The sequence below is a fragment of the Methylocystis sp. SB2 genome (assembly GCF_049817085.1).
Taxonomy (GTDB): Bacteria; Pseudomonadota; Alphaproteobacteria; order Rhizobiales; family Beijerinckiaceae; genus Methylocystis; species Methylocystis rosea.
Genome location: NZ_CP187401.1, coordinates 1,744,065 through 1,770,969 on the forward strand (window position 1 = coordinate 1,744,065; position 26,905 = coordinate 1,770,969).

The window sequence follows — 26,905 nt, forward strand, 5'->3', positions numbered from 1 at the left end:
AAACCCAGCGTTCTTGGATGGGCTCGGGATTCCCGGTCAGGCCTTCGGCCTGCCGGGAATGACAAGGTCCATGCGAACGGATCAATCTGATTTTCTATCGCGCCACGGAAACCGAGATTATTTTCACTGTGTACGCCCCAGCGCCCGTCGCTCCGCGCTGCCGAAGTCCGAGGAATGAATCGTCTACCCCGCCGGCTCCGCAAATCCCCGTTGCCGGAGCAGCGGCTCCACCGTCGGCATCCGCCCGCGAAAGGCCACATAGGCGTCCGCCGCGTCCTGCTTTCCGCCCGCAGCGTAGATGTGATCGCGCAGGCGCTGCGCGACCTCGGGCGCGAAGGGGTCGCCCGTCTCCTTGAAGGCCTCGAAAGCGTCGGCGTCGAGCACTTCCGCCCAGAGATAGCTGTAATAGCCCGCCGAATAACCGTCGCCCGAGAAGATATGCGAAAAATGCGGCAGGCGGTGCCGCATGACGATTTCCGGCGGCATGGAAATCCGCGCGAGGCTGTCCGCCTCGAAGGCGCCTGCGTCGAAATCCGGCGCGACGCTTTGCGCGTGAATGTCGAGATCGACATGGGCCGAGGCGCAGAACTCGACCGTCGCGAAGCCCTGATTGAAATGGCGCGCGGCGGTGATGCGCGCGACGAGATCATCGGGAATGGGCGCGCCCGTCTCGGAATGAAACGCGAATTTCTTCAGCACCGCCGGCTCCAGCAGCCAGTGCTCGTAAAGCTGCGAGGGCAGCTCGACGAAATCGCGCGCGACATTCGTGCCCGCGACCGAAGGATAGGTCACGTCCGACAGCATGCCATGCAAGCCATGGCCGAATTCGTGAAACAGCGTGCGGGCGTCGTCGAGGCTGAGCAGCGTCGGCGCGCCATCGGCGCCTTTGGTGAAATTCATTACATTGACGATGATCGGCCTGGTTTCGCCAACGAGCTTGTGCTGCGCGCGGAATTCCGACATCCAGGCGCCGCCGCGTTTCGACGGCCGCGCGAAATAATCGGCAAGGAACAGCGCGACATGCTTGCCGTTGCTGTCCAGCACATCGAAGGCGCGCACATCCGGATGGTAGAGCGGCAGGCCCTTCTGCTCGACGAAGCGCAGGCCGAAAAGTTTTTGCGCGACGTCGAACGCCGCGGCGATCATGTTGTCGAGCTGGAAATAGGGACGCAGCGCGGCCTGATCGAGATCGTAGCGCTTCGCGCGCACGCGCTCGGCGTAATAGCGCCTGTCATGCGCCGCGACGGTGAAATTCGCGCCCTCTTCTTCAACCATCGCCTGGATCTGCGCGCGCTCCTCGGCGGCGCGCGTCAGCGCCGGCGCCCAGACGTGACCGATCAGTTCGCGCACGGCGGCCGGCGTCTTCGCCATGGAGTCGTCGAGTTTGAAATCGGCGAAACTGTCAAAGCCGAGCAGCTTCGCGCGCTCTTCGCGCAATTGCAGAATTTCGCGGATGAGCGGGCGGTTGTCGGTCGCGCCCGCATTCTCGCCGCGGCTCGCCCAGGCGCGAAACACCGTCTCGCGCAGATCGCGCCGCGTCGAGCTTTGCAGAAAAACTTCGGCGCTGGAGCGCGACAGCGTCACGCCATATTTGCCGGGCGATCCGCGCTCCGCCGCAATGCGCGCGGCGCCGGCGCGAAAGTCCGGCGAGAGGCCGTCGAGATCGCTTTCGTCGAGCAGCAGCAGCCATGACGATTCATCGGCCAGCACATTCTGCGAAAACTGCGTCGAGAGGCCCGCCAGCCGCTCGAGAATCGCTTTGAGACGCGCCTTGTCGGCGTCGTTCAGCTTCGCGCCGGCGCGCACGAAGTTCTTATAGGTCAGTTCGAGAACGCGGCGCTGCTCCGGCGTCAAATCGATGGCCTCGCGCGTCTCGTAAAGCGCCTCGATCCGGCGAAACAGCGCGGGATTCATGGAGATGTCGCTGGAGTGACGCGAAAAGGCGCCGGCCATATCGCGCTCGATCGCCTGCAACTCGGGCGTCGTGTCGGTGGCGGCGAGGTTCCAGAAGACCGCGCCGACGTCGGTGAGAAGTCGCCCCGCCCGCTCCAGCGCGCCGATGACATTGTCGAAGGTCGGCGGCGACGAGTCGTTGGCGATGCCGTCGATCTCGCCCTTGTGCTCGGCGAAGGCCGTTTCGAACGCCTTGCGGAAATGCGCGGGCTGGATCGCGTTGAAAGGCGGCAGGCCGAAAGGGCCGCTCCAGGCCATAAGGAGAGGATTATCCATGACAGTCTCTTAGCAAGATGCCGACCAGCGGCGGCGTGGCCGGCCGCTACACCCCCGCCGGCTTCCCGACCACCGTCACCAGCAGATCGCCGTCGCCGAGGAGCCGTTTCGCGCCGCGCTGACAATCCTCCATCGTCACCGCAGCGATCCGGCCATTGCGTTCGTCAAGGAAGCTCGGCTCGAATCCATCGAGCTGCAGATTGACGAGCTGGCTCGCGATCTTTGTCGACGTGTCGAAACGCAGCGCATAGGAGCCGATGAGGAATTTCTTCGCCTTGTCTAACTCATCCTCGGTCGGACCATTGGCGACGAAGTTTCTGAACTCTTCCTGGATCACGCCGATCGCTTCGCCGGCGCGCTCGTTCTTGGTCGCCGCGGCGCCGATGAGCATCGGGCAATGGTCATATTCATTGAGATGCGAATAGACCGAATAGGCCATGCCGCGCTTCTCGCGCACCTCGCGGAACAGCCGCGACGTGAAGGTGCCGCCGCCCAGAATGTGATTGGCGACGACGACGGCGTAATAGTCGGGATCGTGCTTGGTGATCGACGGGCGTCCGAAGCGGATCGTCGATTGCGGCACGTCGAGATCGACGACTTGGCGCATACCGACATTGGCGACTTCAATCTCCGGGACGGGCGCGAGATCATTTTGCAGCGCGAGGCCGCCGAACGTCGCGTCGAGCAGATCGGAGAGCGTTGTCGCGTCGATCGCGCCGACGACGCCGATCTTGAGATCGCGTCTCGCGATGAGCCGTTGGCGCAGGGCGACGAGGTCTTCGCGCGTGAGCGTGTCGATCGACGCAAGATCGCCGCGCACCGGGCGCCCATAGGGATGGTTCGGGAAGGCCGCTTCGCGGAAGGCTTTCGACGCCATCGAGTCGGGGTCATTGGCGTCGCGCTTCAATTCCGCGGCGAGTTGGCTGCGCACGCGCGCGACGTCGCCCGCTTCGAGCCGCGCATCGTTGAGCGCGAGCTTCAAGAGGCCGAACGCCTTGTCGACATTGCGCGAGAGAGTCTGCAAATGGCCAGAGATCGCGTCGCGATCAGCGCCAAAGCCAATATGAATCGCGAGATCGTCGATGGCGCGATGGAAGCCGCGCGCGTCATAAGGGCCGGCGCCTTCATCGAGCGTCGCCGCGAGCAGCGTCGCCAGTCCGGGCTTCTCGCGAGGATCCTGCGACGCGCCCCCAAGGATCGCGAATTCGAGCGCGACGAGCGGCACGGCGTGGCTTTCCACGAGCCATGCCTCAAGGCCGGCCGGCGTCGTGATCCGCTGCACATGTTCGGCGCGGGAGGCGATGGTGACGAGGGGCGCGTGAGCGGTCATTTCAGTTCCTAACGGAGGTCGGCGGTAGGCTTTGGGCAGTCAAGTCAGGCGTCGGCTTAATGCCGACAACCTGACGCGATCGCCGTGTCAGGCCGGAAGCAGAAAGCCTGTGACGGCCCTGCGCTTGTCGAGCCATTTGCGCGCGGCGTTTTGCACGTCCTCGGCCGTCACCTTCTCCATGCGCTCTGGCCAGGCGACGACGTCGTCGATGGTGAGGCCGGTGGCCAGCGCCTCGCCATACCAGCGAGCAAGCGAGGCCTGGCTATCCTGCGCGTAGATGGCGTCGGCGATCAGCCGGGTTTTGGCGCGCTGCAGATGCTCCGCGTCGATCGGCTCTTCGGCGAAACGTCGCAGCACGCGATCGATCGCGACGTCGAGGTCCTGGAGCGAAACGTCCGGCGCGGGCGTCGCATAGACCCAAAGCCGCGTGTCGTCGACGGCGGAGCCCATGTAATATGCGCCGGCGCCGACCGCGACCTGCTCTTCGACGACCAGCGTGTCATAGAGCGCGCTCGTTGCTCCGCCGCCGAGCATATAAGCGAGCGTCTCCAGCGCCTCGGCTTCGCCGGGCTTCGCCGTGCTGTAGGACGGCACGAGATAGACCTGCTCATGCGCCGGCTGCTCGACCTTCTCATCGCGCAGCGTCACCAGACGGTGGGCGCGGTGCGGCGGCTCCTGGGCGCGGGCGCGGCGCGGCGGCGCGGCCTGCGCGGGAACCTTGCCGTAGGTGTCCTTGGCGAGACGCTCGACCTCGTCGGCCTCGACGTCGCCGGCGACGATCAGGATGGCGTTTTCCGGCGTATAGAAGCGTTGGTAATAGGCGAGCGCATGCGCGCGACCGAGCCCCTCGATCTCGTGATTCCAGCCGATGATCGGGATGCCGTAGGGATGATGGGCGAAGAGCGCCGCCTGTACGGCCTCGTCGAGCTGCGCCGAGGGGTCGCTGTCGGTGCGCATGCGGCGCTCTTCAAGCACCACGTCGCGCTCCGGATCGACGACCTCGTCGGTCAGAACCAGATTGCGCATGCGATCGGCCTCGAACGCCATCAGCGTGGCGAGATGCTCCTTGCCGATGCGCTGGAAATAGGCCGTGTAATCGTAGCTGGTGAAGGCGTTCTCCTGGCCGCCGAGTTCGGCGACAAGATTCGAGAACTCGCCCTGCGGATGCTCCGCCGTGCCCTTGAACATCAGATGTTCAAGAAAATGCGCGATGCCCGACTGACCGAGCGGATCGTCGGCGGCGCCGTTTTTGTACCAGACCATATGCGTGACGACAGGCGTTCGCGCGTCCGGGATGACGACGACCTCCATGCCGTTGCCGAGCGTGAAGCTCGTAATGCTCGCGCGCGCAGGCCCCGGCGCGGCTGCCCCGGGCGCAAGCGAAACGGCTGACGCCTTCGTCTCAAATGACATAAACGGCCTTTCCCGCGGCGGCGGCCGCGTCTCGGAGAGTGGTTCTCCTATATAGGCCGGAATTTAATTCTTGTCAGAACCTCTCAGGAAGCTCGGCATCATGCTCGACAGGCCGCCGCCGCTCGAACGGGCGACTGAACTTGGCGCGTTCGGATTTCCGGTCTGGGCGACGGGATCGCTGTCGGTGCCGCCCCCACCGCCCCAACTTAACGGATTCCACCAGCTCTTGCCGGACTTCTCGTTGTTATAACTGCTCAAGTCCTTCGTGGGTTGGCGATACCCATCCGGGGGTTCGACGAGCATCCGGCGCGGCGCCACGTCTGGCTCGGCCGCTGCGTTACGGGTACGCGACGTGAGCACGCGTTGCAGGAAGCCCGGCTCATCGTCGGTTCCAGGCGCCGCCGTTGGACGCGGACCGCGGATGCGTTCGAGAAGGCCTTTCTTTTTTTCTTCGGGCGGCGCGTCGGGAACGCGCGCATAGCGATCGGCGTTACGGCGTCGCTCCGACGAAAGTTCGGTTGGCCATTCGCCCGACCGGGCCGCCCGCTCGCGCGGCGGCGGGAGGCCGCCCGCGCTCGGCGGCAAAACCAGCTTGGGCCGTTCGCTATAATCTATTTTGCCGACGCCCTCGTCCGAAGACGCGCCGACCATCTCCATCATCGCCGACCATGTGGATTTATCGTCGCCGGCCAGAGCTGGCGCGGCCTGGACCGCCGCGAGGCCGGCGAGAGCGCAAAGGGCGCAGCGCTGCGACTGAGCAAGCTTCATCTGTCGGACTCCATTCGGGCTCCGGTTATATGCGGCTACATGGACGCGACTTATTGGCGATTTAGTGGCGAAGGCTGGGCCACGCTCGACCAGAGCGCGTTCAGGTCTCGGCGCGCCGCTCCTGGGGCAGGAAAAACCCCTCGATGACCAGCAGCGCCACGCCCGCCGTAATGAAGACATCGGCGAGATTAAACACGTAGTTAGCCAGAGGTCCGACGGGCAGGCTGGTGTGCAGGTAGAAGAAATCGGCGACCGCCCCCCGCGTGATGCGGTCGGCGGCGTTGCCGAGCGCGCCGCCGATGATGAGCCCGAGCGCCACAGCCGTCGCGCGGCTCTGCGTGCGCACCATCCAGATCGCCAGTCCGGCGATGATCGCGCCCTGCATCGTCAAGAGCGCGAGGCGGGTTAAGGTTTCGTGGGCAGGAAACAGCGAATAGGAGACGCCATAGTTCCAGGACAATACGATGTCGAGGAACGGCGCAAGGCTCATGGGCGGCCGGGCGGCGACGTCAAATATATTCAGCATCCAGAATTTATGCGCCTGGTCGAACGCCAGAGCGGCGAGCGCCGCGGCTAGGCCGAGCACGCGAGGGGAAAGTCTGCCGGACAAGCGTGATCTCCATGACGCCAACGCAGCGCATTAAGCCGGATCAATGCGAAAAAGAAAGCGCTCTCCGCTCATGCGTCGAACAGGCGATCACTGGGCGACGATCATCGGTCCAGCCGGCTCGGGCCAGTCGATCCGAATTTGATTGCCTGGGCAAACGGATGGTTCGAGGCGCGGCGCCCGACCCGTCGTAATCTATGGCTAAGCAAGCTTTAAGCTACGCTACAGCTGCGCTGCGACAGAACCGAAAATTCTACGCCTGTCCCCAACTTGACAGAGAATGGCCTCCCTCATATCTGTGTGGCGCCTGCTGGCACTCATCTCACGCGAGTGCCAACAGGCCTTCGCATATCCCTTTTTGGCGGGCCGAACCCGTCAGGTCAGAAAAGGAAAGATTAACAATGACGTTCCGTCCCCTCCACGACCGCGTCGTGGTCAAGCGACTCGAAGGCGAGGAAAAAACCAAAGGCGGCATCATCATTCCGGACACCGCGAAAGAGAAGCCGCAAGAGGGCAAGGTCATTTCCGTGGGCCCCGGCGCTCGCGACGAAAACGGCAAGCTGAACCCGCTGGACGTCAAGTCCGGCGACCGCGTGCTCTTCGGCAAATGGTCCGGCACCGAAGTCAAGATCGACGGCGACGACCTGCTCATCATGAAGGAAAGCGACATCCTCGGCATCGTCGACTGACTCGACGCCGCCGTTCGCTTCCAACCCCCAGGAGAATTGTAAATGGCTGCAAAAGACGTCCGTTTCTCCACTGACGCCCGAGACCGCATTCTGCGCGGCGTCGAAATCCTCAACAACGCCGTCAAGGTGACGCTCGGCCCGAAGGGCCGCAACGTCGTCATTGAAAAGTCCTTCGGCGCGCCGCGCATCACCAAGGACGGCGTCACCGTCGCCAAGGAAATCGAGCTTGCCGACAAGTTCGAAAATCTCGGCGCCCAGCTCGTCCGCGAAGTCGCCTCCAAGCAGAACGACCTCGCTGGCGACGGCACCACCACCGCAACCGTTCTTGCCGCCTCGATTGCCCGTGAAGGCGCGAAGGCGGTCGCCGCCGGCCTCAACCCGATGGATCTGAAGCGTGGCGTCGACCTCGCCGTCGACGCAATCGTCGCCGATCTCAAAGCGCATTCGAAGAAGGTCACGTCGAACGACGAGATCGCCCAGGTCGGCAAGATTTCGGCCAATGGCGACGACTTCATCGGCCAGGAAATCGCCAAGGCGATGCAGAAGGTCGGCAATGAAGGCGTCATCACGGTGGAAGAGGCCAAGAGCCTCGAGACTGAGACCGACATCGTCGAGGGCATGCAGTTCGATCGCGGCTATCTCTCGCCCTACTTCATCACCAACGCCGAGAAGATGATCGCCGAACTCGACGATCCCTACATTCTCATCCACGAGAAGAAGCTTTCGACGCTGCAGCCGCTGCTGCCGATTCTCGAGGCGGTGGTGCAGACCGGCAAGCCGCTGCTCATCGTCGCTGAGGACATCGAAGGCGAAGCGCTCGCGACCCTCGTCGTCAACAAGCTGCGCGGCGGCCTGAAGATCGCCGCCGTCAAGGCGCCGGGCTTCGGCGATCGCCGCAAGGCGATGCTCGAAGACATCGCCATCCTCACCGGCGGCGAGTTGATCGCCGAGGACCTCGGCATCAAGCTCGAGAACGTCACGCTCGCCATGCTCGGCCGCGCCAAGCGCGTGCGCATCGAGAAGGAGAACACGACGATCATCGATGGCGCCGGCGAGAAGAAGGACATCGAGGCGCGCATCGCCCAGATCAAAGGACAGATCGAGGAGACGACCTCGGACTACGACCGCGAAAAGCTCCAGGAGCGTCTGGCGAAGCTCGCGGGCGGCGTCGCCGTGATCCGCGTCGGCGGCGCGACTGAGGTCGAAGTGAAAGAAAAGAAGGATCGCGTCGACGACGCCCTCAACGCCACCCGCGCGGCGGTCGAGGAAGGCGTGTCGCCTGGCGGCGGCGTGGCGCTGCTGCGCGCCATCAAGGCGCTCGACCACGTCAAGGTCGGCAATCCTGATCAGCAGACCGGCGTCGACATCGTCCGCAAGGCGATCCAGGCGCCGGCGCGCCAGATCGTCGACAACGCCGGCGGCGACGGCGCCGTGGTGGTCGGCAAGCTGCTCGAAGCCACCGAATACGGCTACGGCTTCGACGCGCAGAAGGGCGAGTATGGCGATCTGATGAAGCTCGGCATCATCGACCCGACCAAGGTCGTGCGCACCGCGCTGCAGGACGCCGCTTCGATCGCCGGTCTGATCATCACCACCGAGGCGACGATCACCGAAGCGCCGAAGAAGGAAGGCCCGCCTTCCATGCCGGGCGGCGGCGGCATGGGCGGCATGGACTTCTAAGTCTCGCCACCAAAGCGCTAACCAATCGAAAGTCCCGGGGAAACCCGGGACTTTTTTATTGCGCATCGGAGTTACATTGCGTGCGGGTTTTGGGTCGCGCCGAATATGCCTTCGATCCAGGCCGTCACCGCCCTGATCCTTGGGACGTGTCTGTCGCCCGGATTGACGAGTAGCCACACTTCGCGTTTGAGCACGGGAGTTTTGTCGCCGAGCCGGCGCAACCCCGACTCGCGATCGGCGATCAAACAGGGAAGCAACGACTTTCCGATGCCAATCTTTACGGCGTTCAGGGCCAGTTCGGAGTCGTTGACGGCAAGGCTCGCCGGATGTCCCTGCCGACTGACCGCCCGGTTGATCCAGGCGACGTGTGGAAGCTCGGCCATCTCCGCCTCATAAGTAATCCATGAAAGCCGCCGTGCGTCCACTGCGGTTGGCGCGTAAACGGCGTAGTCGAGATCTGCGATGCGACGCGTGATCGCGCGTTGATCCTCTCGCGGCCGCGCGTGGCGAAGCGCGAGGTCGGCATCGCGCCGCATGACGCTGAGATTGCGCGGCTCGGCGATGACCTCGAGCGATAATCCGGGATAGATTTGAGTCAGCTGCTTGACCGCGGGCAGCAGAAGACGACTCGCGATGAGCGGGATCGCGGTGAGGCGGACGCTGCCGGTCGCCGCGGAGTCGACGCCAGCCGACGTTTCGGCGATCGCGATGGCCTCCTCTTCCATGCGCTCCGCGCGTTCGACGATATGCGCGCCGATCTCCGTCAGGCGCCAGCGCGGTTCGAACAGGGTCAACCCAAGGCCTTGTTCGAGGCGCCGAATCCGCCGCGCCACCGTGGTCTCGTCCACCCGCAAAGCCTTTGCCGCTGGCGCAATGGCGTTTGCGCGCGCCACCGCAAGCACGTAACGCAGATCGTTCCAGTTCATCGGCGGCGAATTTGCTGGCATAGGCGGCAAAACTACCGCTGCAGAGGCGTCTTTGCATCAACTAGGTTTCTCCCCGTCGACCCTTGAAGACGGAGCCGGGCCATGCACATTGATCGTCGTCAGCTGATCCAGGGAAGTCTGGCGTCGATGACCGGCTTGCGATCGCCGGAGCAGTCCCGACGTTCTTCGAGAACTGCGACGGCGCGCTTCAAAGCATTGGCTTTCGACGCGTTTCCAATCTTCGATCCAAGGCCAATCGACGCACTCGCCGAAACGCTTTTTCCCGGAAACGGAACGCGACTGGCCGAATTGTGGCGAAATCGTCAGTTCGAATACTCATGGCTGCGAACGGCGTCTGGCCAGTATGTGGACTTCATGAAAGTATCGGAAGAAGCGCTGGTCTTTGCCGGCAGCGCGCTGAAGCTGCAACTGAGCGGAGAAACGCGCGATCAACTCCTTCGCGCATATCTTGCGCTCGGCGCATGGCCGGACGCGAAGCCGGCCCTGCAGGCTCTAAGGTCTGCGGGCGTTCGTCTGGCGCTCCTCTCCAATCTTACGCCCGATATGCTCAAGGGATCGATCGCAACGTCCGGGCTTGACGGCGTATTCGAGCATGTCCTGAGTACGGATAGGGCGAAGACGTACAAACCAAGTCCAGACGCGTATCGGCTAGGGGTCGATGCGTTCGGACTGGCGAAAAGCCAGATCTTGTTCGTCGCCTTCGCCGGATGGGATGCGGCCGGAGCAAAGGCGTTTGGCTATCCGACGTTTTGGGTCAATAGGCTCGGTCTGCCTTCCGAGCAGTTGGGGAGCAAAGCCGACGCAGAGGGTAAATCGCTCGCCGAACTGACGGCATATGCGCTCGATTGACGCTTGTGCGGCGCCGGCGCGCCAGCTTCCCCGCCCAGCCGGGCAGCGGAAGGGGCAGCAGGGATTTCTATAAGTCCGCGCTCCCAAACCAATGCCCCGGACCAGCGTCCGGGGCTTTGTTCTGCGCCGAGTTCTCTAAACCTGGAGGCCGCGTCGTGAATCACCTGTCGATCAGCCTCCTGCAGCCGACCCTCCGTTAGGCGGCCTTGCGGTTGATCCGCCCTTCGGCGAGCGACGAGAGTTTTTTGTCGGCGTTCTTTTCTTCGGCGAGCGTCTCCGACAAAAGCTGCGCGCAGTCCTCGCGGCCAAGCTCCTTCGCCCAGGCGATCAGCGTGCCGTAGCGCGTGATCTCATAATGCTCGACCGCCTGCGCGCTCGCGATCAACGCCGCGTCTAGCACTTCATTGTCAGCGGTTTCGCCGGAGATTTCGTCGGCCTCTTCGAGGATGCCGTCGATCGCCGGGCAGTTGATGCCCTTGGGCGCCACGCCATGCAGCTGAAACACCTTCTCGAGCCGGCGCACCTGATTTTCCGTCTCGCTAAGGTGCTGCTCGAACGCTTCCCGCAGCTGCGGATCGGAGGCCTTCTCGACCATATCGGGCAGCGCTTTCAGGATCTGGTTTTCGGCATAGTAGATGTCGCGCAGCGTGTGCACGAACAGATCGTCGATCGTTTTGATGTCTTTGGAAAAGAGACCCATCGTGCCGCTCCGTTTTTACGATGTGGGGGAAGCCCGCGGGCCGCAGGCGTGCAGTGGAACGCCGCCGATGCGCGAATGTTCCCCATGCAGGCGGAGAGGCGCGCCTGAGCGCCCGAAAGGTCCGCGTTCGAGTTCGGCCGCGCTTGCCGTGCGCGTCGGGGCGCCGCAGGCTCGAAAAGCTTCAGGCCGTTGCCCTCTGGCTTCCGCTCGTTTAGCATCGGCTTTGCACGCGGGGTCACGCGCGCGTCAGCAGAATCGGGAGGAAGCGAAATGGCGAGCTTGCGCACGCCGGCGGAGTCGAACGGCGACTGGGCCGAGCATCTAAGGACCTACAACACATTCTTGTTGCTGCTGAAAATCGGCGCGGCAAGCACTGCGGTTCTGCTGCTCCTGCTGTTCTTCTTCGTCGCCCGCTAGGTTCACAGCCTCCGCTTTTTCCGCTGTCGGCGACGCTGGCGGCGACGGTTTTTCCACAACCGGAGTTCGTTATGCGCATCGCCGTATTGGCTGAAACGGATAAATCCGAGCCGCGCGTCGCGGCCACACCCGAGACCATCAAGAAATTCATCGGGCTGGGCGCCGACGTCGTGGTCGAGGCCCGCGCGGGCGCCGCCGCCGGCTTCTCCGACAGCGACTACGCCGCCGCCGGCGCGACGATCGCCGATAACGCGGCGGCCGCACTGACCGGCGCCGACGTAGCGCTGCGCGTGCGCCGTCCTTCGGCGGCGGAGCTTGCGGGCGCAAAATCCAATCTCGCGGTGATCGCGATCATGGATCCATTTGGCGCGGGGGCTCAGCTTGCCGATCTCGCCAAGAGCGGCGCGATCGCCTTCGCCATGGAGCTCATGCCGCGCATCACGCGCGCGCAAACCATGGACGTGCTGTCGTCCCAAGCCAATCTCGCCGGCTATCGCGCCGTTATTGACGCGATGGCCGAATATGGCCGCTCATTTCCGATGATGATGACCGCCGCCGGAACCGTCCCGGCGGCGAAAGTCTTTATAATGGGCGTCGGCGTCGCCGGTCTGCAGGCGATCGCCACGGCGCGGCGCATGGGCGCGATCGTCACCGCCACCGACGTGCGGCCGGCGACGAAGGAGCAGGTCGAATCGCTCGGCGCGAAATTCATCGCCGTCGAGAACGAAGAGTTCAAACAGGCCGAGACCTCCGGCGGCTACGCCAAGGAGATGTCGCCTGAATATCAAAAGGCGCAGGCCGAACTCGTCGCTGCGCACATCGCCAAGCAGGACATCGTCATCACCACGGCGCTGATCCCCGGCCGGCCGGCGCCCAAGCTCATCTCGGCGGAGATGGTGCGCTCCATGCGCGCCGGTTCGGTCATCGTCGATCTTGCGGCCGAGCGCGGCGGCAACTGCGAACTGACCAAGCCCGGCGAAACGGTGGTCGACAACGGCGTGAAGATCCTTGGCGCGCTGAACCTCGCCGGCCGCATGGCGTCGACGGCGTCGAGCCTCTACGCCAAAAATCTGCTGGCCTTCGTCGAGACGCTCGTCTCGAAGGACACCAAGCAGCTCGCCATCAATTGGGACGACGAACTGGTGAAGGCGACCGCGCTGACCCGCGACGGCGCCGTCGTCGACGAGCGTTTTAAATAGCCGCCTGCGCGCATATCAAACTAAGGGGCGTTAAGCGATGACCGACTCTACGCAACAATTGCTCGAGAAGGCGCAGGCGGCGGCCGAGGCCGCCCGCCATCTGGCCGAACAGGCGCAACACTATTCGGACGAACTCGCACACACGGCCGCCGCGGCGGCGGCGCACGGGCTCGCCGGCGGCGCCATTGATCCTTTCGTCTTCCGCGTGGCGATCTTCGCCATGGCGGTGTTCGTCGGCTATTACGTCGTCTGGTCGGTGACGCCGGCGCTGCATACGCCGCTGATGTCGGTCACCAACGCGATTTCCTCCGTCATCATCGTCGGCGCGCTGCTCGCGGCAGGCGTCGAAGGCATGACCGCCGCCGAGGCTTCGGGCTCCTGGTGGGCGAACGCCTTCGGTTTCATCGCGGTCATTCTCGCCAGCGTGAACATCTTCGGCGGCTTCCTCGTCACCGAACGCATGCTCTCCATGTACAAGAAGAAGGGCTGACGCCATGAGCGCCAATATCGCAGCCCTTCTCTATCTCGTCGCCGGCGTGCTGTTCATCTTCGCGCTGCGCGGCCTCTCCTCGCCCGCCACCTCTCGCGAGGGCAATCGCTACGGCATGATCGGCATGGCGATCGCCGTGGCGACGACGCTGCTGACGCATTTCCCCTCCTTCGGCGGTCTGCTGATGATCGTGATCGGCGTCGCCATCGGCGGCGGCGCGGGCGCTTTCATCGCCCAGCGCGTTCCGATGACGAAGATGCCCGAACTTGTCGCGGGCTTCCACGCGCTGGTCGGCTTGGCGGCGGTGCTTGTCGCGGCCGGCGCCTTTTTCGCGCCGCGCGCCTTCGGCATCGGCGACGCCAACGAGATTCACGCCGGCAGCCTCGTCGAAATGTCGCTCGGCGCGGCGATCGGCGCGATCACCTTCACCGGATCGATCATCGCCTTCCTGAAACTTTCCGAGCGCATGACCGGCAAGCCGATCCTGCTGCCGGAGCGCCATACCATCAACATCATGCTCGGCGTCGCCCTGCTGGCGCTGACGGCGCTCTTTGTCGGCACGCAGAGCGGCGCCTGGCTGTTCCTGCTGATTCTCGCCTCCTTCGCGCTGGGCGTGACGCTGATCATCCCGATCGGCGGCGCCGACATGCCGGTCGTCGTCTCCATGCTCAACTCCTATTCGGGTTGGGCGGCGGCGGGCATCGGCTTCACGCTGGGCAATCTCGCGCTGATCATCACCGGCGCGCTTGTCGGCTCGTCGGGCGCGATCCTCTCCTACATCATGTGCAAGGGGATGAACCGCAGCTTCATCTCCGTCATTCTCGGCGGCTTCGGCGGCGAGGTGGCGGGGCCCGCCGGCGGCAAGGAGACGCGCAACGTCAAGCAGGGCTCGGCGGAAGACGCCGCCTATATCATGCAGAACGCCGGCAAGATCATCATCGTGCCGGGATATGGCATGGCGGTCGCGCAGGCGCAGCACGCGCTGCGCGAAATGGCCGACATACTCAAGAAGGAAGGCGTCGACATCAAATACGCCATCCATCCGGTCGCGGGCCGCATGCCGGGCCATATGAACGTGCTGCTCGCCGAGGCCAATGTGCCCTATGATGAAGTGTTCGAACTCGAAGACATCAACTCCGAATTCGGACAGGCGGACGTCGCCTTCGTCATCGGCGCCAACGACGTGACCAATCCCGCCGCCAAGACCGACAAGACGTCGGCGATCTATGGCATGCCGATTCTCGACGTCGAAAAGGCGAAGACGGTTCTATTCCTGAAACGCGGCATGGGCTCGGGATACGCCGGCGTCGAGAACGAGCTATTCTTCAGACCCAACACGATGATGCTGTTCGGCGACGCCAAGAAGACCGTCGAGTCGATCGTCAAGTCGCTGGCGCATTAAGCCTCTTCAACGCCGCCAAAACAAAAAGCCCGGGAGTTTCTCCCGGGCTTTTTTGTTTGTCACCGACGGCGTTTGGAAACTGCCGTGCGCTGGGAGGTGCGCAAAGCGTGCGCCTCCCACGTCGCGACCCGAACCTCACCAGTTCCAGGCGACCGGCTGGAACCAGGCGCCCACGTCCGGCCAGCCGCCTTCATTGCCCGTGTAGAACAGGCCTGGCTCCCCCTTGGTCTCGCCGAACTGATAGCGTCCGGAGACATAGAAGGTTCTTTGCGGGAACGGATGGAACAGGAAGTATCGATAGTTGCCGATGTTATCGACGCCGAAATCGGCGGAGAACCGTTCGTTCCATTTGTAATGGATCTTGGTGTCGACGACGAAGAACGGATCGAAGGCGAAATAGATTCCGTAGGCGCGGTCATTGTTCGCCAAGGTGCGCCACAGCTTGCTCTGATATCTGCCGGCCACCGTGAACGCCCAGTGATCGTCCGGCCGATAGGTGAAGGCGAGCGTTCCGCGCCATTCAGGAACGTTCGGCACGGTCTTGCCGGCGACGGACGTCGCCCAGGGGAACTCGAAATTCGACGTGCTTGGCGCCCATGTCGGATCGGAGATGACCCGCGCATTGAGCCAGGTGGCGCTGCCGAGCACCTCAAGCCCCTTGAAGTAGAAATTGTCCTTCTGAAACGCCACTTCGACGCCGCTGTTGCGGATGCGCTGTACATTGGTCGGCGTTTGCACCAGCTGCGCGGCTGACCCGGGCACGGAGACCAGCTGGTTGATAATGGCGTCGCGCACTTCTTCGTCGAAAAAGGAGACACGTGCGGTTCCATCCGGTCCGAGCCTGCGCTCGATCATCAGCTCTTTGCTGAGCGCCGACTCGGGACGCAAATTGGGATTTGGGTTGGTAGCGACGCCATTAACGCCGACGGTCGCGAGATTGTAGAGCTCGCGCACAGTCGGAAAGCGGTTCGCCATGCCGATCGATCCGACGGCGCGCCAATCATCATCGAACCTGTATTCGAGCGATCCTTTGGGCGAGAAGCGGGTGCTGTAGAGATTGGGCTGGTAGATCGGCAGCCAGGAGAGGGTCGAGCCTGTCAGCGCGGTCCCGAAATTGTTGACGCCCGCCTGCTGATTGTAGCCGTTCGACGCCGTCCAATGCTCGCCGCGAAGACCGGTGGTGAACTTCAGGTCCGGCGTAATAAAGAAGGCGTCCTGGAACCAGAGCGCCTGCGTGCGCGTCGTGCCCTGAGCGATCGTCACTGCGGCGCCGGTGCTCGCGTCCGTCCCGCCGGTCCAGTTCGACGTCAGCCAGACCGGATTGTTCAGGTGAAACTGATCGCCGTGCACGCCGAAGGAGATGTCGTGTCCCTGCAAAATTCCTTCTGGCGGCCGCACGATGCCCTTCGCGTCGAAGAGCGTCCAATAAGTGCCGGTGAAGACCGTATCGCGGCCAGTCTGCGTGTAGCCGCCAAAGGGCACGGCGGCTGACCAGGGCGAGATCTGATCCGACTGCAGATAGGTAAAATTGGAGGCCGAAACTTCGAAGTCGAACGGACCGCCGCTGTTGGAGCGCACCGCCGCGGCGTTGACCATGATCTTTTCCTGGATCCGATAACGGCCCTGCGTCGCGAAATTCTGCAAAATGGCGTTGCTCAGGCCGCGCCCCGTGGTCGTCACGCCCCATAAGGGGGCATTGCCCGCAGTAAGGTAGTTCTCGGGATAAGACTGACCATCATTGGACCAGAAGCCGAATGTGTAAGTGCCGCGGATCGTGTTGGTGAAGTCATAAGCGAACTTGAGTTTCGCATTGATCTGATCGTTGGCGAGATTGCCTGTCGAGCCGATGACGTTGGCGAATGTGGTGCCATAGACGTTCGTCGCCAGATAGCCGCCGGGGTAAAAATTCGGCGTCGTGACATAGGTGAGCGGCTGCTGCGATCCACGCTGCCAGTTGCCGGAGACCGTCCAGAGGAAGTCGCCGACCTTATCGCCGATAAAGAAGCTCGAGACGTTATTGACGAAGCCTCTCGACGTTCCCCACTGGGAGAAATCCTGGATCGTCGTAGTGTTCCTGACCGAGACTTCGAGCTTTTCGGGCATGCGCGTCGTGATTTTCAACACGCCGCCAAGCGAGTTGCCTGGGTACTGCGCCGCGAACGGTCCGTAGAGGAAATCGACGCGCTCGATTTCCTCCGGCGCGACGAGGCCCCAGCGCGGCGCGCCAATCGTATTGTCGTTGCCGATGAGCGCCGTCAGCAGCAGATCATCCGCATAGACAAGACTGCGCGCCGAGGACCCGACGCCCCAAGTGCGAGTCTGCAAAACCGCCTGAGTGTCGCCGCTGTTGCGTTTGCGCACGAACAGGCTCGGCATGTATCTGACCGCGTCTTCCGTGTCGACGATGTTGATTTTACGGTCGATCTGTTGGCGCGTGACGCTCGCGACTGTGTTGGGCAATTGCCACTTCTGAACAAAAGCCGGCTTGCCGTCGGGAAGCGTCGCCGCCCATATCGATGGCGGCGAAGGCGCTGCGGACGGGCTCGGAGCCAGGTTTGTGCCGGTCGCGGGGCCCGCGATGCGTTGTGTCCCACGCGGGACGCCGCGGCGCTGACCGCCGACGTCGATGGTCGGCAGCGACTGCTGCGCGGCGGCGGGCGTGACGCTAAGTTCTGAAAGCGCAAGAACCATGAGAGCGCCGGCGGAGACGCCGCGCAGGAGCGAGTGGCGAGACATGAGATGCTTCCTTCTAGCGCCGGGCAAGGCGGCGCGACTGACCTGAACGGCTTTCGCCGTCGCAACGTTCGGCAGATCAGACGAAGGAAGGGGGCCCGCGCGTCGGGGCGCTGCGGTTTGGCCGCGAAGGGACAAAGGCCAGCGTCGGCGGCGCACGCGGCGCGAGATTGTGTTCGACGCCACGGATCGCAAGAACGGCGTCCGCCGGCGGCGGTGCGCTCCAGCCGATCTGGCAGAGCGCGCAGGCGCATCCATCGTGATCAAGCTGATCCGAAGGCGCTTGATCCGACTCGCCCTGCGCCACAGGCGATGTGTTCGCCAGCAAATGGCACTTGGCGATCGCCGCGTTCGGCGCGTCAACGAATCTCGACGCCATCGCCTCGCAAGGCGAAACGAGCCTCGCGACGAGCGCAAGGAGAGCGAGGAGAGCGAGGAGTTGTCGAATGCGCATAGGCTCTTGGCGAATTCGACGCCGTTAACTTTAGCGACGCCGTAATCGCACATGAACCGGTAAACCGAGACTTTCCAAGCCTGCGCGCGTTGTCAAAGGTTAAAAAATCAACTAAGAGACATTTATGTCACAGTTGCGCGCCATGCGTCGGGAATTCCGTGCGGCATTTGCCGTCGCGGCCGCTTGCGCGCTGATGTTCTCCCTTCTTTTATCGGGTGCGACGCGGCCGGCGCACGCATTCGCGGACCAAGGCGGAATCGCCTGCGATCATGCCGCTTATGTTGCAAGTCTGCACCCAAGCGCCGCGCAGAAGAGAGGGTCGACGCAGCGCGACGGCTCGCCAACGCATTCTACGCGTAGCTGTCCGGACTGTTGCCTGAACGCCCATGCAGGCCAAGCCGTTCTTCCAGAGCGCGTCGCTTCCGCGATGCGGACCGCCGCAGAGCGCCCGTCTGAAATTTGGCATTGCGGCGTCGCCACGCAGCCGCCCGAGAGTTTCGCCGCGAATGGCGCGAATGGCGCACGCGCGCCACCCTCAATTCATTTTACCTGAATTGCGTTAGACTCCGGGGCGCGCCGCGCAGGAGTCTGATTGCGGGCTTTCGCCGCTTTGCGGCCTCTCGTCTCGCGAAGACATAACAAAACAAAAACTGACGCTTCGCCTGCGCGATCGCCGCAAGCGCGTCCAATGAAACGAGTGAGTGAAAATGGATTACAACACGCTTTCCCCTCTCGCCATGTTCCTCAACGCCGGTCCTGTCGGAAAGGCCGTCATGGCCCTGCTGCTGCTCGCGTCGATCTGGACGTGGGTGCTCATCGTCGAAGGCGTGGTGGCCGTCACCCGCATCGCCAAATCCGCGCGTTCGGCGCGTTTGGGCGGAGACGTTGGCGTTCTCGCGCCCGTCGCCGAAGCCGGCCGTGAAGCTTTTGCGCTCGATCTCCCGGACGAGACGATTGGCGACAAGCGCGCGCGCATCGCCGACCATATGAGCCGCGCAGCGCGCGAGTTCCTGACCAAGGCGGAGGGCGGCCTGCCCAATCTCGCCGTCATCTCATCGGTCGCGCCTTTCGTCGGCCTCTTCGGCACGGTGTGGGGCATCATGACGAGCTTCGCCGGCATCGCTCAGTCGCAGGACACGAGCCTCGCGGTCGTCGCGCCGGGCATCGCTGAAGCGCTTGCAGCCACCGCCTACGGACTTGCCGCCGCCATCCCCGCCTCGGTCGGCTACAACCGCATCGGCGCCGCCTTCGCGCGCGTCGGACAGCAGGTCGCGCACTACATTGAAGACGAGGCGCTGCTGATGTGCAGCGGCCATCAGACGCGCGCGCGTCGTGAGCGGGAGGCTGCGTAATGGGAATGCCCTCACGCCAGCGCCAGAGCGCAACCGAAGGCCTTTATCAGCCGCTCGCCGAAATCAATGTGACGCCGCTCGTCGACGTCATGCTCGTGCTGCTCATCATCTTCATGGTGACCGCGCCATTGCTCGCTAAGGGCGTCAAGGTGAATCTGCCGCAGGCGAGCGCCGCGATGCCGATCAACCAAAAAGACCCGATCGTCGTGACGGTCGGCAAGGAGGGCAAGATCGCGCTTGGCGCCGACGAACTCTCCCCCGAGGCGCTCATCGACGGCATCAAGGTGATGATGGGCGACGACCAATCGCGCGTCGTTCATATCCGCGGCGACACGGAGGCGGTCTATGGCGAGGTCGTCGCGGTGATGGATAAGCTTGCGACGAACGGCATCACCCATATCGCGATCATGACCAACTCGCGCAGCAAGACCGGCCAAGGCGCCAAAGCCGCGCTCGGCCGCGCCGCGCCTGCCGCGGGCGCTCTGCCCGCGCAAGCTCCGGCGGCGCCGGCGGGAGCGCTGAAATGACCGATTTCGCGCTAAGTCCGCAAGGCATGGCGCGAGAGGGCGACAACCCGCCTTCGGGTCCGGAACCGGTCAAGCCCTCCTGGCTGCGCTCGGTGACGACCGTCCTCGTCATCGCGGCGCACGTCATTGTCTTCGGCATACTCGCCTATTCGGCGAAGCCAACGGCGGTGTCGCTCGACTCTGTCAGCATGGACCTCGTGCCGGAAGGCGACTTCTTCGAGCAGGAGGAAGTCGCCGAGGCCGACGACACGCCGCCGCCCGAAGCGGTCGAGGAGCCCGACATCGCGCTTCCGCCGCCGGTGGTGATGGCGCCAGACGCCGTGCCCTTGCCGGCCAAGAAGGAAGACGTCGACAAGGTCAAGACGAAGGTCGAGCAGCAACAGGTCCAGCGCGCGCAGCAACGTCAGGAGGCGCAGGCGCGTCGACGCTACGGCGCGCCTGAGGGACAGGCCGGGAATTCGGGCGCATCGCAGGCGACGTGTCTTGCCCATATCGCCGCAGCGCTTCGCCGGCATACGCCAGGCAATACCAGCCTTGGTCCCGGCAGCGCGAGCGTGACGTTCCACGTCAATGCGGGCGGCGGTCTGTCGGGCATCTCGGCTTCGGGATCGACTCCGGCGCATGCGGCGCTCGCGCGGCGGATCGTGTCCTCCGCACGCGGACCCGGCATGTGCAGCTCGGCCTTCGTGAGCCAGGCTTTCGCCTTCCATTGACGCGAACGGCGGCGGACGCTTGCGCCCGCCGCCTAAAGATCGTTCCGGAAATTGGGGGCCTGATGAAGCTCGCGCGATTGCTTACCATCGCCGCGGCGCTCGCCGCTTGCGGCGCGCATGCCGAGGACGCCAAGCCCGCGCCCATGACGGCCGCGCCAGCGCGACCCGCAGCGCCAGCGCAAACCACAGCGCCGGCGCGCGCCGCTGCGCCAAAGCCCGCCGCGCCCGCGGCGACGGGTGGCGTGGCAGCCCCAGCCGCTGCGCCGGCGATGTCAGAGAGCAAATTCCTCGGCGTGCTCTACACGGCGATCGCCAAGCGAACGCCCACGGAAAGTCCTGCTGGCGACGGCGAGGTGACGGCCAGCTTTCACGTCAATGCGCAAGGCAAGATCGACAAGGTGACGATCGACAAGACGACCAGCCCCGCCCTCGCCGAGACGGTGACGAAGATCCTGTCGAGCGCCGAAGCGCCGCCGCCGCCGGGCGGATCGATGGATGTGGGACAAACGTTCAAGTTCCGTGCAACGCCGAAATGAGTCGGTCGCGCCGTTCAAAACTTTCGGTCCCTGGCTGAATTGAATCCATGCGCAAGAGGCCCGCGCATGTTTATCGAAGGAGAAGAAAATGCGGCACATTTCTCGACTGACATTGAGTCTTTCTGCATTGGCGTTCGCCTGCGCGCTTGGCGCGAGCGGACCGGCCCGCGCGCTCGACGAGGCGCAAAAGCCCAAGGCCGAAGACAGCGCCGAACCGAAGCGCGAAGACAGCAAGGATACGAAATCCGAGGAAAAGACCGAAAAGCGGGAGGAGAAGACCGACGCCGGGCGCGAACAGAAACCCAAGGCCGCGCGGGACGAGAAGGCCGAGAAGGCCGCCGATAAAAAGAAACACGCCGACAACAGCGCCTATCTGCGTAAGCTCGGTCAGCTCATCCGGGCGCGCTCGCCGGGCACGACGAGTCTTGGCGAAGGAAGCGCCGTCGTTCGCTTTCATCTTGGCGCCTCAGGCGCGACTGACAGCGTCACACTCGTTTCCGCCTCGACGCCCCGCCACGGGCAATTGGCGCGCTCCATCGTCTCGGGCCTGCGGGCGCCGCCGCCGCCCGGCGGCTCCTATGACGGCGTGCAGAGTTTCAGATTTCACTAGCGAAGTAGCGCGCGCACCAAAGGCGCGCGACATCGCTCCGCGGTTGCCAAAAATTGGAGAGAAGGATGAAACGCAACGGAAGAAAAATGCGTCACCTTCTCCCATTAACATGGGCTCTTGCCTCCCTCGTCGCCGGAATGGGAACGACGCCAACACGCGCAGCATCGGATCGCGAGGCTTCGCGCGCCGCTTACGCAGCCCGCGTTTCGGAAATGTTGCGCGCACGCACCTATCTCGACAGGTCGGCGCAAGGTTTCCGAATGGACCCCCGACGTCCTGCTCGGGGCTTTGTGCGCATTCGGTTCGAGATTGATCCGTCGGGCAGTGTGCAAAGGTATAGAGTCTTGGAGGCGAGCAGCGACTTGCACGCCAGGATGGCGGAAGAGATCGTTTCCAGCTTACGCGCGCCGCCGCCACCCGGCGGCGGCTTTGTAGCCGAACAAGCTTTCAACTTTAGATGACGGCGCCGCTACACAGATGAGATCGGGAGGACCAATGAAGCGTCTAGCTCTTGCCCTACTGGCGTTCGCGGCCTCTGGCGCCGTAAGCGCGGAACAAGGCGCGCCCTCCACAGACGCTCCTAAGGACGCGGCGACGCCGACTCAATCAGCGCCGCCGGCCGCGATGAGTCACCATCCCGCCGCCGCCTGCGCCGAAGCGAAGGTGGATTGCGCGGCGACCGCCGTTCCCGCCTTTGCGAAGGACGGACGGCTGTGGGTCGCCTTCTCCGTCGGCAAGAGCCTTTACGCGGCCGCCTCTTCCGATAATGGCGCGACGTTCTCCGCGCCGACTGCGATCGCCACGATCGGCGACGGCGTGATCGACGCGCATGGCGACGCGCGTCCGAAAATCGTTGCGCTCAAAGACGGGACGCTGCTCGCGACTTATACGACGCGGCCCGACAAGCAGATGATCGGCACGATCTTCACCGCTCGCTCGACCGACGGCGGCAAGACGTTCTCGACGCCGCAGGCGCTTCTAGCCGAAGGCGGTCAGCGCTTCGACAGCATTCTCGTCAACCGCAAGGGCCGCATCTACGCCGGCTGGCTCGACAAGACTCATGCGCTCAAAGCCAAGGCCGAAGGCAAGGAGTTTCTCGGCAGCGGCGTCGCCTTCGCCTATTCGGACGACGGCGGCAAGACCTTCAAAGGCAAGTCGATCCTCATCGACCACGCCTGCGAATGCTGCCGCATGTCAGGCGCGCTCGACAAGGACGGCACGCCGGTCTTCACCTGGCGACAGGTTCTGGACGGCAATGTTCGCGACCATATGGTCGCCAAGCTTTCCGCGGACGCCGCGCAAGCGACGGCGACGCGCGTGTCCGACGACGACTGGGCGATCAATAGCTGCCCGCATCATGGTCCATCGATCGCGATCGACGCCGCCGGCGATTGGCATGTGGTCTGGTTCACCAAGGGCAAGAAGCGCCAGGGGCTGTATTACGCGCGCAGCCTCGACGAAGGCAAAAGCTTCTCGGAGCCGGAGAAATTCGGCGACGACGCACGCGCCGCCGGACATCCGACGCTGGTCGCGGCCAAGGGCCGCCTGTATCGCGTCTGGAAGGAATTCGACGGCGCGACGACGACCATCGCCATGCAGATGTCGCGCGACAACGGCAAGAGCTGGAGCGCGCCGCGCGTCGTGGCGCAAACCTTGGACGCCTCCGACCATCCCGAACTCATCGCCCATAATGGCGCGGCGTATTTGTCGTGGTTGACCCATAAGGAAGGCTATCGCCTGATGCCGCTGCCGCGAGACGAAAAAAGCGCAGCGGCGCCGCAGTGACGCCAATTCGGATGGGCGCTGCTTTGTCATTGGCGACGCACGCGCCGCGCGTGATCGGCAATCCGGAAACGATCAACGGCGCCAGCTTTATCACTCTCGATTCCCGGTCGGGCCTGCGGCCTGCCGGGAATGAAAATCGTCCAGTGGGTCTTCGCCGCATGCGCCTCATGTCTCTCGCCCTCGCCTTTGCCCTCCTTGCAGGAGGAGGCGCCTTCGCCATGGACTTCAAGCCCTACGGCCGCGGCGGCTTCAGCCAATTGACCAAGGCACACGCCGGCAGGCCGCTCATCGTGCACTTCTGGTCGGTGACCTGTCCGCCCTGCCTCGTGGAATTGCCGCAATGGGCCAAGATCGCCGCCGAGAAAAAGGGATTCGACATCGTCTTCGTCAACACCGACAGCGACGAAGATCGCGCCCGCGCGCAAGCGCGCCTCGAGAAGGTCGGGCTCTCAAGCGCGGATCATTACGGATTCGCCGACGACTTTGTTGAAAAGCTCTATTTCGAAGCGGACAGCGCCTGGCGCGGAGAACTGCCGTTCACGGCGCTCGTCGCTCCTGACGGCGGCGTCGTGACGGTGACGGGCGCGGTCGACGATCCGCTGATCGTCGACTGGCTGGAGAAGCGCGTAGCCAAGTGAAGCGCCGCTTACCAGCGGCCTCGCGCGTAAAGCACGCCGAGCACGATGAGAAGCGCCAGCAATTGCAAACCGACGCGCCAGCGCATCAGCTTCTGCGAGCGGGCGGGCGCGCCCTCGCCGCCGCGGAACATATTGATGAAGCCGGCGACGACGACGAGAACCACCGCCGCGACGGCGACAATGACCAACAGATTTGAATAACTTGGCATGAGCGGCGCTTCTCCCTACCCGCTGCGCTGTAGAGAAGCGCGCGCCCGCGGGCAAGGCGTTTATCGCCGCAGCAGGCGCTGCAGATAATCGAGCTCTTCCTGCGGGCGTTCGGGCTGACCGAGCCTGCGGCGCAGCTCTTCCTGCACGCGATGGGCGCGCTGCGCCGGCGGCAGGCCGAGCGGATCATATTTCCCATAGGCGTCGGGGCGATTGCCGTCGCCGGGCGCCCGCCCGAGCGGATCGCGGCCCTTGCCGCGGCGCCCGCGCCTGCCAGGGCTTCCGCCCTCTTCTTCGGCGCTTTGGTCGCCCTCGCCGCGCATCTGCTGCGCCAGCCTGTCGGCGCCCTTACGCAACGCCTGCACGGCGCGCCCTTGCGCATCGACCGCCCTGGCCCCGCCTTCTCCAGCCTTGCCGAGCGCGTCTTCCGCCTCCTTCATCGCGCGGCGCGCATCATCGAGTTCTTCGGCGGCTTCGACGCCGCCCTCGCGCAGCGCGTCCTGCTGGCGCTCAAGCCGCTCGCGGAGCGCCTGCTGGCGTTGGCGTTCGTCGCTAAGTTCCTCGTTCTGCGGCTGACCCTTCTGACGATGGCCGCGCGCGCCGCGCGTCTCCATGTCGCTCGGCGCGTTCATCCCCTGGAACGTGTCGTCGCGCAATTGCTGCTCTTCGCGCGACAACCGGTCGAGCTCGTTGAGCGCGCGCGCCATTTCGCGCCCGCGCCCGCCACGCTGGCCCGCGCCCTGCGACGTCTGCGCGTTTTCGAGAATGTCCTGGAGTTCCTCAAGGAGCCTTTGCGCTTGCGCCATATCGCCCGATTTCATGGCTCGGTCCATCTCGTCGAGCATCGCCTGCAAATCGTCCGGCGTGAGGGTGTCGGCGCCGCCCTCCGACTCCTGGCGCGGCGAACCTTCCGGCGGCAATCGGCTGCCGAGCTGCTGGAGGAATTTATCGAGCGCGGCGCGAAGCTCCTCGGCGCGACTGGCGATGTCCTGCTCGCTGTCGCCGCGGGCGATCGCATCCTTCAATTCGCGCTCCGCCGCGCGCAGTTCTCGCTCCGCTTGGGAGGTGTCGCCCTCTTCCAGGCCGAGCGCCATCGCCCACAGCATGTCACAGACGCCGCGCAACTCGTCGTCGCTGCGCGGACCCTCGAGACCGCGGCGCGCCTCGCGGAGTCCGAGATGGACGGCTGCAGGCGTATCGAAGGCTTCGGGCGCGATCGACAGCGCCTCGAGCGCCGCGCGAACGCTTGAGCGCGAATCCGGATCGAGCGCGAGGATGCGCCTCTGTTCGGCGAGCGCGCGCGCGAGCGGCTTGACGAAGCGCCGCTGCGGCAGAGTCACGTCAATCGATTCAGAAGCGCCTTCATTGTCCGCGGCGTCCTTGGCGACGAGGCGCATCGCCAGCTTCGCGCCGCCGAAAGGACTGTCGGCGAGATCGATTGTCGCCTTGGCCTCGCCCTGACCGCCGCCGCCGGGCGGCAAAGCGAGCGCAAGACGCGGCGGCTCGTAAAGCGCGCGTCGCGCGCTGGGCGGGCCGCTAAAGACCGCTTCGGCGCCGACGACGCCGTAATCGTCCGTGGCGCGGAACGCAAGCGTCATCGAGCCGCGAACATTGTTGCGCGGCTTTTCCGTCAGCGCGATGGTTGGCGGCTTGTCCCGGATCGCCGCGAGATCGAAACGCCGACCGTCCGAAAGCGACACGCGGGCCGCGCGAGAGAGTTTGAACGCCTGCTCTTTCGACGCGCCCTTTTGCACCTCTTCGACGGCGGGCTGCGCGGCGACCAGTCCGCCGGAGACGGATACGCCAGAGTCTGGGGGACGGATGCGCAGCATCGAATTGACCGGCGCCTCGATGGGCGCGTCGCTCTCCTTTGCGAGCACGATCGGCGGACGTCCCGTATAGGCGGGCGGTTCGAGCCAGGCGTCGACGCGCGCGGCGGTCCCGAAGCTCGTGGACGTGCGCCAGTCAAATGCGGCGGCGATTCGCGCGCGCTTTTCATCGCCCGCCATGAATCCGGCCGCAACCGCGGCGACGAGCGCTAACGCGCGCAGCGCATAGGGGTCGCGCTGGGGCACGCGCGGATGCGGCGCCTCGATGGGGGTCTGCGCCAGCGCCGCCTCCAAGCGCTGGCGATGCAGCGCCCAGAGCGCCTCGACCGCCGCGTCGGGGTTTGGACTGGCGAGCCGATCCTCGAGCGAAGAAGCAGGACGCAGCGCGGCGTCGGCGCCGCGGTCCAGCCGTTCGAGCGCGGCTGCGCGATGCGGCAAGCCGCGCGCAGACTCCCGCGCGACGACATAGAGCGCGGCGAACCCAAAGAGCGCCACGCCGCCGACGCGCGCCTCAAGCGGCGCAGCCTGCCAAAGGCCAAGCCAGGACAGCGCTAGAAAAAACAGGAGAATCGTGGCGAGCGCCAAGCCGGCCCGCCAGACGCGCTCGGCGATGAGCGCAAGCGCCGACCGGCGCAGCATCCCCTCGAGACGCGGCGAGGTCGTGTTCCCCGTGGGCGTATTCTGGTGCTGAGGCTCGTCCATTTATTCTCCGAGAGCGCGCCCATGACAATGGCGGTTTCGTTACGGGCAGACAATCTTGGCCGTAGGAAAATGGTCAAATTCAGCGCATTGGCGCATCAA

25 protein-coding genes are annotated in these 26,905 nt (G+C 64.4%); 14 read left to right on the plus strand and 11 right to left on the minus strand.

The features are described 5' to 3' along the window. Positions 1–183 precede the first annotated feature (183 nt). From ACPS74_RS08525 to lspA, 5 genes are all read right to left on the minus strand, one after another. A complete protein-coding gene (locus ACPS74_RS08525) occupies positions 184–2,229 on the minus strand; it encodes a M3 family metallopeptidase (protein WP_029650473.1) in 2,046 nt (681 codons plus the stop codon). A 46-nt stretch (positions 2,230–2,275) separates the two neighbouring features. Continuing rightward, positions 2,276–3,559, minus strand: coding sequence for a M16 family metallopeptidase (locus tag ACPS74_RS08530; RefSeq protein WP_029650471.1), 1,284 nt, complete (start codon positions 3,557–3,559; stop codon positions 2,276–2,278). An 87-nt stretch (positions 3,560–3,646) separates the two neighbouring features. Further along, a complete protein-coding gene (locus ACPS74_RS08535) occupies positions 3,647–4,972 on the minus strand; it encodes a M16 family metallopeptidase (protein ID WP_029650469.1) in 1,326 nt (441 codons plus the stop codon). A gap of 63 nt (positions 4,973–5,035) precedes the next feature. Next, positions 5,036–5,740 carry a hypothetical protein gene (locus ACPS74_RS08540; RefSeq protein ID WP_029650466.1) on the minus strand — a complete coding sequence of 235 codons (705 nt, stop codon included), beginning with the start codon at positions 5,738–5,740 and terminating at the stop codon, positions 5,036–5,038. Positions 5,741–5,840: 100 nt separating this feature from the next. Beyond that, positions 5,841–6,350, minus strand: coding sequence for a signal peptidase II (lspA, locus tag ACPS74_RS08545; RefSeq protein WP_040573344.1), 510 nt, complete (start codon positions 6,348–6,350; stop codon positions 5,841–5,843). A 398-nt stretch (positions 6,351–6,748) separates the two neighbouring features. Between lspA and groES the strand changes: the two genes are divergently transcribed. Beyond that, positions 6,749–7,036, plus strand: coding sequence for a co-chaperone GroES (gene groES, locus ACPS74_RS08550; protein WP_014890807.1), 288 nt, complete (start codon positions 6,749–6,751; stop codon positions 7,034–7,036). A gap of 42 nt (positions 7,037–7,078) precedes the next feature. Further along, positions 7,079–8,716: a chaperonin GroEL gene (gene groL, locus ACPS74_RS08555; protein ID WP_029650464.1), complete on the plus strand. Its 1,638-nt coding sequence runs from the start codon at positions 7,079–7,081 to the stop codon at positions 8,714–8,716. A gap of 71 nt (positions 8,717–8,787) precedes the next feature. On the opposite strand, the gene ACPS74_RS08560 is transcribed toward groL, so the two are convergent. Beyond that, positions 8,788–9,642, minus strand: a complete 855-nt coding sequence (locus tag ACPS74_RS08560) for a LysR family transcriptional regulator (RefSeq protein ID WP_051381765.1) — start codon at positions 9,640–9,642, stop codon at positions 8,788–8,790. A 102-nt stretch (positions 9,643–9,744) separates the two neighbouring features. Here ACPS74_RS08560 and ACPS74_RS08565 point away from each other — a divergent pair, with 102 nt between their 5' ends. Continuing rightward, positions 9,745–10,512: a haloacid dehalogenase type II gene (locus ACPS74_RS08565; protein WP_029650459.1), complete on the plus strand. Its 768-nt coding sequence runs from the start codon at positions 9,745–9,747 to the stop codon at positions 10,510–10,512. A 196-nt stretch (positions 10,513–10,708) separates the two neighbouring features. Here the strand turns inward: ACPS74_RS08565 and ACPS74_RS08570 are convergent, their stop codons facing one another. After that, positions 10,709–11,212, minus strand: coding sequence for a ferritin-like domain-containing protein (locus ACPS74_RS08570; protein ID WP_029650458.1), 504 nt, complete (start codon positions 11,210–11,212; stop codon positions 10,709–10,711). 270 nt (positions 11,213–11,482) lie between these two features. On the opposite strand from ACPS74_RS08570, the gene ACPS74_RS08575 reads away from it, so the two are divergent. From ACPS74_RS08575 to ACPS74_RS08590, 4 genes are all read left to right on the plus strand, one after another. Next, complete coding sequence (locus ACPS74_RS08575) at positions 11,483–11,629, plus strand: aa3-type cytochrome c oxidase subunit IV (RefSeq protein WP_014890813.1); 147 nt, start codon at positions 11,483–11,485, stop codon at positions 11,627–11,629. Positions 11,630–11,700: 71 nt separating this feature from the next. Further along, positions 11,701–12,828, plus strand: coding sequence for a Re/Si-specific NAD(P)(+) transhydrogenase subunit alpha (locus tag ACPS74_RS08580; protein WP_029650456.1), 1,128 nt, complete (start codon positions 11,701–11,703; stop codon positions 12,826–12,828). Positions 12,829–12,865: 37 nt separating this feature from the next. Further along, entirely contained in the window at positions 12,866–13,318 is a 453-nt protein-coding gene (locus ACPS74_RS08585) for an NAD(P) transhydrogenase subunit alpha (protein ID WP_018406076.1), read from the plus strand. A 4-nt stretch (positions 13,319–13,322) separates the two neighbouring features. Beyond that, entirely contained in the window at positions 13,323–14,720 is a 1,398-nt protein-coding gene (locus ACPS74_RS08590) for an NAD(P)(+) transhydrogenase (Re/Si-specific) subunit beta (protein WP_029650454.1), read from the plus strand. A gap of 135 nt (positions 14,721–14,855) precedes the next feature. Here the strand turns inward: ACPS74_RS08590 and ACPS74_RS08595 are convergent, their stop codons facing one another. Together ACPS74_RS08595 and ACPS74_RS08600 are read right to left on the minus strand one after the other, a co-directional pair. Next, positions 14,856–17,456, minus strand: coding sequence for a TonB-dependent receptor (locus ACPS74_RS08595; protein ID WP_029650452.1), 2,601 nt, complete (start codon positions 17,454–17,456; stop codon positions 14,856–14,858). A 76-nt stretch (positions 17,457–17,532) separates the two neighbouring features. Further along, the gene (locus ACPS74_RS08600; RefSeq protein ID WP_029650451.1) at positions 17,533–17,907 is read right to left on the minus strand and encodes a hypothetical protein; all 375 of its coding nucleotides are present in this window, start codon (positions 17,905–17,907) and stop codon (positions 17,533–17,535) included. A gap of 707 nt (positions 17,908–18,614) precedes the next feature. On the opposite strand from ACPS74_RS08600, the gene ACPS74_RS08605 reads away from it, so the two are divergent. The 7 genes from ACPS74_RS08605 to ACPS74_RS08635 all read left to right on the plus strand — a co-directional run bounded on the left by ACPS74_RS08605 (position 18,615) and on the right by ACPS74_RS08635 (position 24,068). Next, positions 18,615–19,259 carry a MotA/TolQ/ExbB proton channel family protein gene (locus tag ACPS74_RS08605; protein ID WP_018406081.1) on the plus strand — a complete coding sequence of 215 codons (645 nt, stop codon included), beginning with the start codon at positions 18,615–18,617 and terminating at the stop codon, positions 19,257–19,259. Further along, a complete protein-coding gene (locus tag ACPS74_RS08610) occupies positions 19,259–19,786 on the plus strand; it encodes an ExbD/TolR family protein (RefSeq protein ID WP_029650448.1) in 528 nt (175 codons plus the stop codon). The genes ACPS74_RS08605 and ACPS74_RS08610 overlap by 1 nt, the downstream gene beginning before the upstream one ends. Beyond that, a complete protein-coding gene (locus ACPS74_RS08615; protein ID WP_029650445.1) occupies positions 19,783–20,499 on the plus strand; it encodes a hypothetical protein in 717 nt (238 codons plus the stop codon). Before ACPS74_RS08610 ends, ACPS74_RS08615 begins: the two co-directional genes overlap by 4 nt. 62 nt (positions 20,500–20,561) lie before the next feature. Continuing rightward, positions 20,562–21,035 (plus strand): energy transducer TonB family protein, encoded by a 474-nt coding sequence (locus ACPS74_RS08620; protein ID WP_029650442.1) that lies wholly within the window; start codon positions 20,562–20,564, stop codon positions 21,033–21,035. An 88-nt stretch (positions 21,036–21,123) separates the two neighbouring features. Continuing rightward, positions 21,124–21,645, plus strand: coding sequence for a hypothetical protein (locus ACPS74_RS08625; RefSeq protein ID WP_029650440.1), 522 nt, complete (start codon positions 21,124–21,126; stop codon positions 21,643–21,645). A 495-nt stretch (positions 21,646–22,140) separates the two neighbouring features. Beyond that, positions 22,141–23,430 carry a sialidase family protein gene (locus tag ACPS74_RS08630; RefSeq protein ID WP_029650438.1) on the plus strand — a complete coding sequence of 430 codons (1,290 nt, stop codon included), beginning with the start codon at positions 22,141–22,143 and terminating at the stop codon, positions 23,428–23,430. Positions 23,431–23,459: 29 nt separating this feature from the next. Beyond that, complete coding sequence (locus ACPS74_RS08635; RefSeq protein WP_244471425.1) at positions 23,460–24,068, plus strand: TlpA family protein disulfide reductase; 609 nt, start codon at positions 23,460–23,462, stop codon at positions 24,066–24,068. Between the two features lie 8 nt (positions 24,069–24,076). On the opposite strand, the gene ACPS74_RS08640 is transcribed toward ACPS74_RS08635, so the two are convergent. Together ACPS74_RS08640 and ACPS74_RS08645 are read right to left on the minus strand one after the other, a co-directional pair. Continuing rightward, complete coding sequence (locus tag ACPS74_RS08640) at positions 24,077–24,277, minus strand: twin transmembrane helix small protein (RefSeq protein ID WP_029650433.1); 201 nt, start codon at positions 24,275–24,277, stop codon at positions 24,077–24,079. A 60-nt stretch (positions 24,278–24,337) separates the two neighbouring features. Further along, the gene (locus ACPS74_RS08645; protein ID WP_029650431.1) at positions 24,338–26,806 is read right to left on the minus strand and encodes a TIGR02302 family protein; all 2,469 of its coding nucleotides are present in this window, start codon (positions 26,804–26,806) and stop codon (positions 24,338–24,340) included. Between the last annotated feature and the right edge of the window lie 99 nt (positions 26,807–26,905).

Bases quoted from the DNA above. Each gene is read 5' to 3' on its own strand.
- ACPS74_RS08525 (WP_029650473.1), bottom strand. From the start codon at position 2,229: ATGGATAATCCTCTCCTTATGGCCTGGAGCGGCCCTTTCGGCCTGCCG.
- ACPS74_RS08530 (WP_029650471.1), bottom strand. From the start codon at position 3,559: ATGACCGCTCACGCGCCCCTCGTCACCATCGCCTCCCGCGCCGAACAT.
- ACPS74_RS08535 (WP_029650469.1), bottom strand. From the start codon at position 4,972: ATGTCATTTGAGACGAAGGCGTCAGCCGTTTCGCTTGCGCCCGGGGCA.
- ACPS74_RS08540 (WP_029650466.1), bottom strand. From the start codon at position 5,740: ATGAAGCTTGCTCAGTCGCAGCGCTGCGCCCTTTGCGCTCTCGCCGGC.
- groES (WP_014890807.1), top strand. From the start codon at position 6,749: ATGACGTTCCGTCCCCTCCACGACCGCGTCGTGGTCAAGCGACTCGAA.
- groL (WP_029650464.1), top strand. From the start codon at position 7,079: ATGGCTGCAAAAGACGTCCGTTTCTCCACTGACGCCCGAGACCGCATT.
- ACPS74_RS08560 (WP_051381765.1), bottom strand. From the start codon at position 9,642: ATGAACTGGAACGATCTGCGTTACGTGCTTGCGGTGGCGCGCGCAAAC.
- ACPS74_RS08565 (WP_029650459.1), top strand. From the start codon at position 9,745: ATGCACATTGATCGTCGTCAGCTGATCCAGGGAAGTCTGGCGTCGATG.
- ACPS74_RS08570 (WP_029650458.1), bottom strand. From the start codon at position 11,212: ATGGGTCTCTTTTCCAAAGACATCAAAACGATCGACGATCTGTTCGTG.
- ACPS74_RS08575 (WP_014890813.1), top strand. From the start codon at position 11,483: ATGGCGAGCTTGCGCACGCCGGCGGAGTCGAACGGCGACTGGGCCGAG.
- ACPS74_RS08580 (WP_029650456.1), top strand. From the start codon at position 11,701: ATGCGCATCGCCGTATTGGCTGAAACGGATAAATCCGAGCCGCGCGTC.
- ACPS74_RS08585 (WP_018406076.1), top strand. From the start codon at position 12,866: ATGACCGACTCTACGCAACAATTGCTCGAGAAGGCGCAGGCGGCGGCC.
- ACPS74_RS08590 (WP_029650454.1), top strand. From the start codon at position 13,323: ATGAGCGCCAATATCGCAGCCCTTCTCTATCTCGTCGCCGGCGTGCTG.
- ACPS74_RS08595 (WP_029650452.1), bottom strand. From the start codon at position 17,456: ATGTCTCGCCACTCGCTCCTGCGCGGCGTCTCCGCCGGCGCTCTCATG.
- ACPS74_RS08600 (WP_029650451.1), bottom strand. From the start codon at position 17,907: ATGCGCATTCGACAACTCCTCGCTCTCCTCGCTCTCCTTGCGCTCGTC.
- ACPS74_RS08605 (WP_018406081.1), top strand. From the start codon at position 18,615: ATGGATTACAACACGCTTTCCCCTCTCGCCATGTTCCTCAACGCCGGT.
- ACPS74_RS08610 (WP_029650448.1), top strand. From the start codon at position 19,259: ATGGGAATGCCCTCACGCCAGCGCCAGAGCGCAACCGAAGGCCTTTAT.
- ACPS74_RS08615 (WP_029650445.1), top strand. From the start codon at position 19,783: ATGACCGATTTCGCGCTAAGTCCGCAAGGCATGGCGCGAGAGGGCGAC.
- ACPS74_RS08620 (WP_029650442.1), top strand. From the start codon at position 20,562: ATGAAGCTCGCGCGATTGCTTACCATCGCCGCGGCGCTCGCCGCTTGC.
- ACPS74_RS08625 (WP_029650440.1), top strand. From the start codon at position 21,124: ATGCGGCACATTTCTCGACTGACATTGAGTCTTTCTGCATTGGCGTTC.
- ACPS74_RS08630 (WP_029650438.1), top strand. From the start codon at position 22,141: ATGAAGCGTCTAGCTCTTGCCCTACTGGCGTTCGCGGCCTCTGGCGCC.
- ACPS74_RS08640 (WP_029650433.1), bottom strand. From the start codon at position 24,277: ATGCCAAGTTATTCAAATCTGTTGGTCATTGTCGCCGTCGCGGCGGTG.
- ACPS74_RS08645 (WP_029650431.1), bottom strand. From the start codon at position 26,806: ATGGACGAGCCTCAGCACCAGAATACGCCCACGGGGAACACGACCTCG.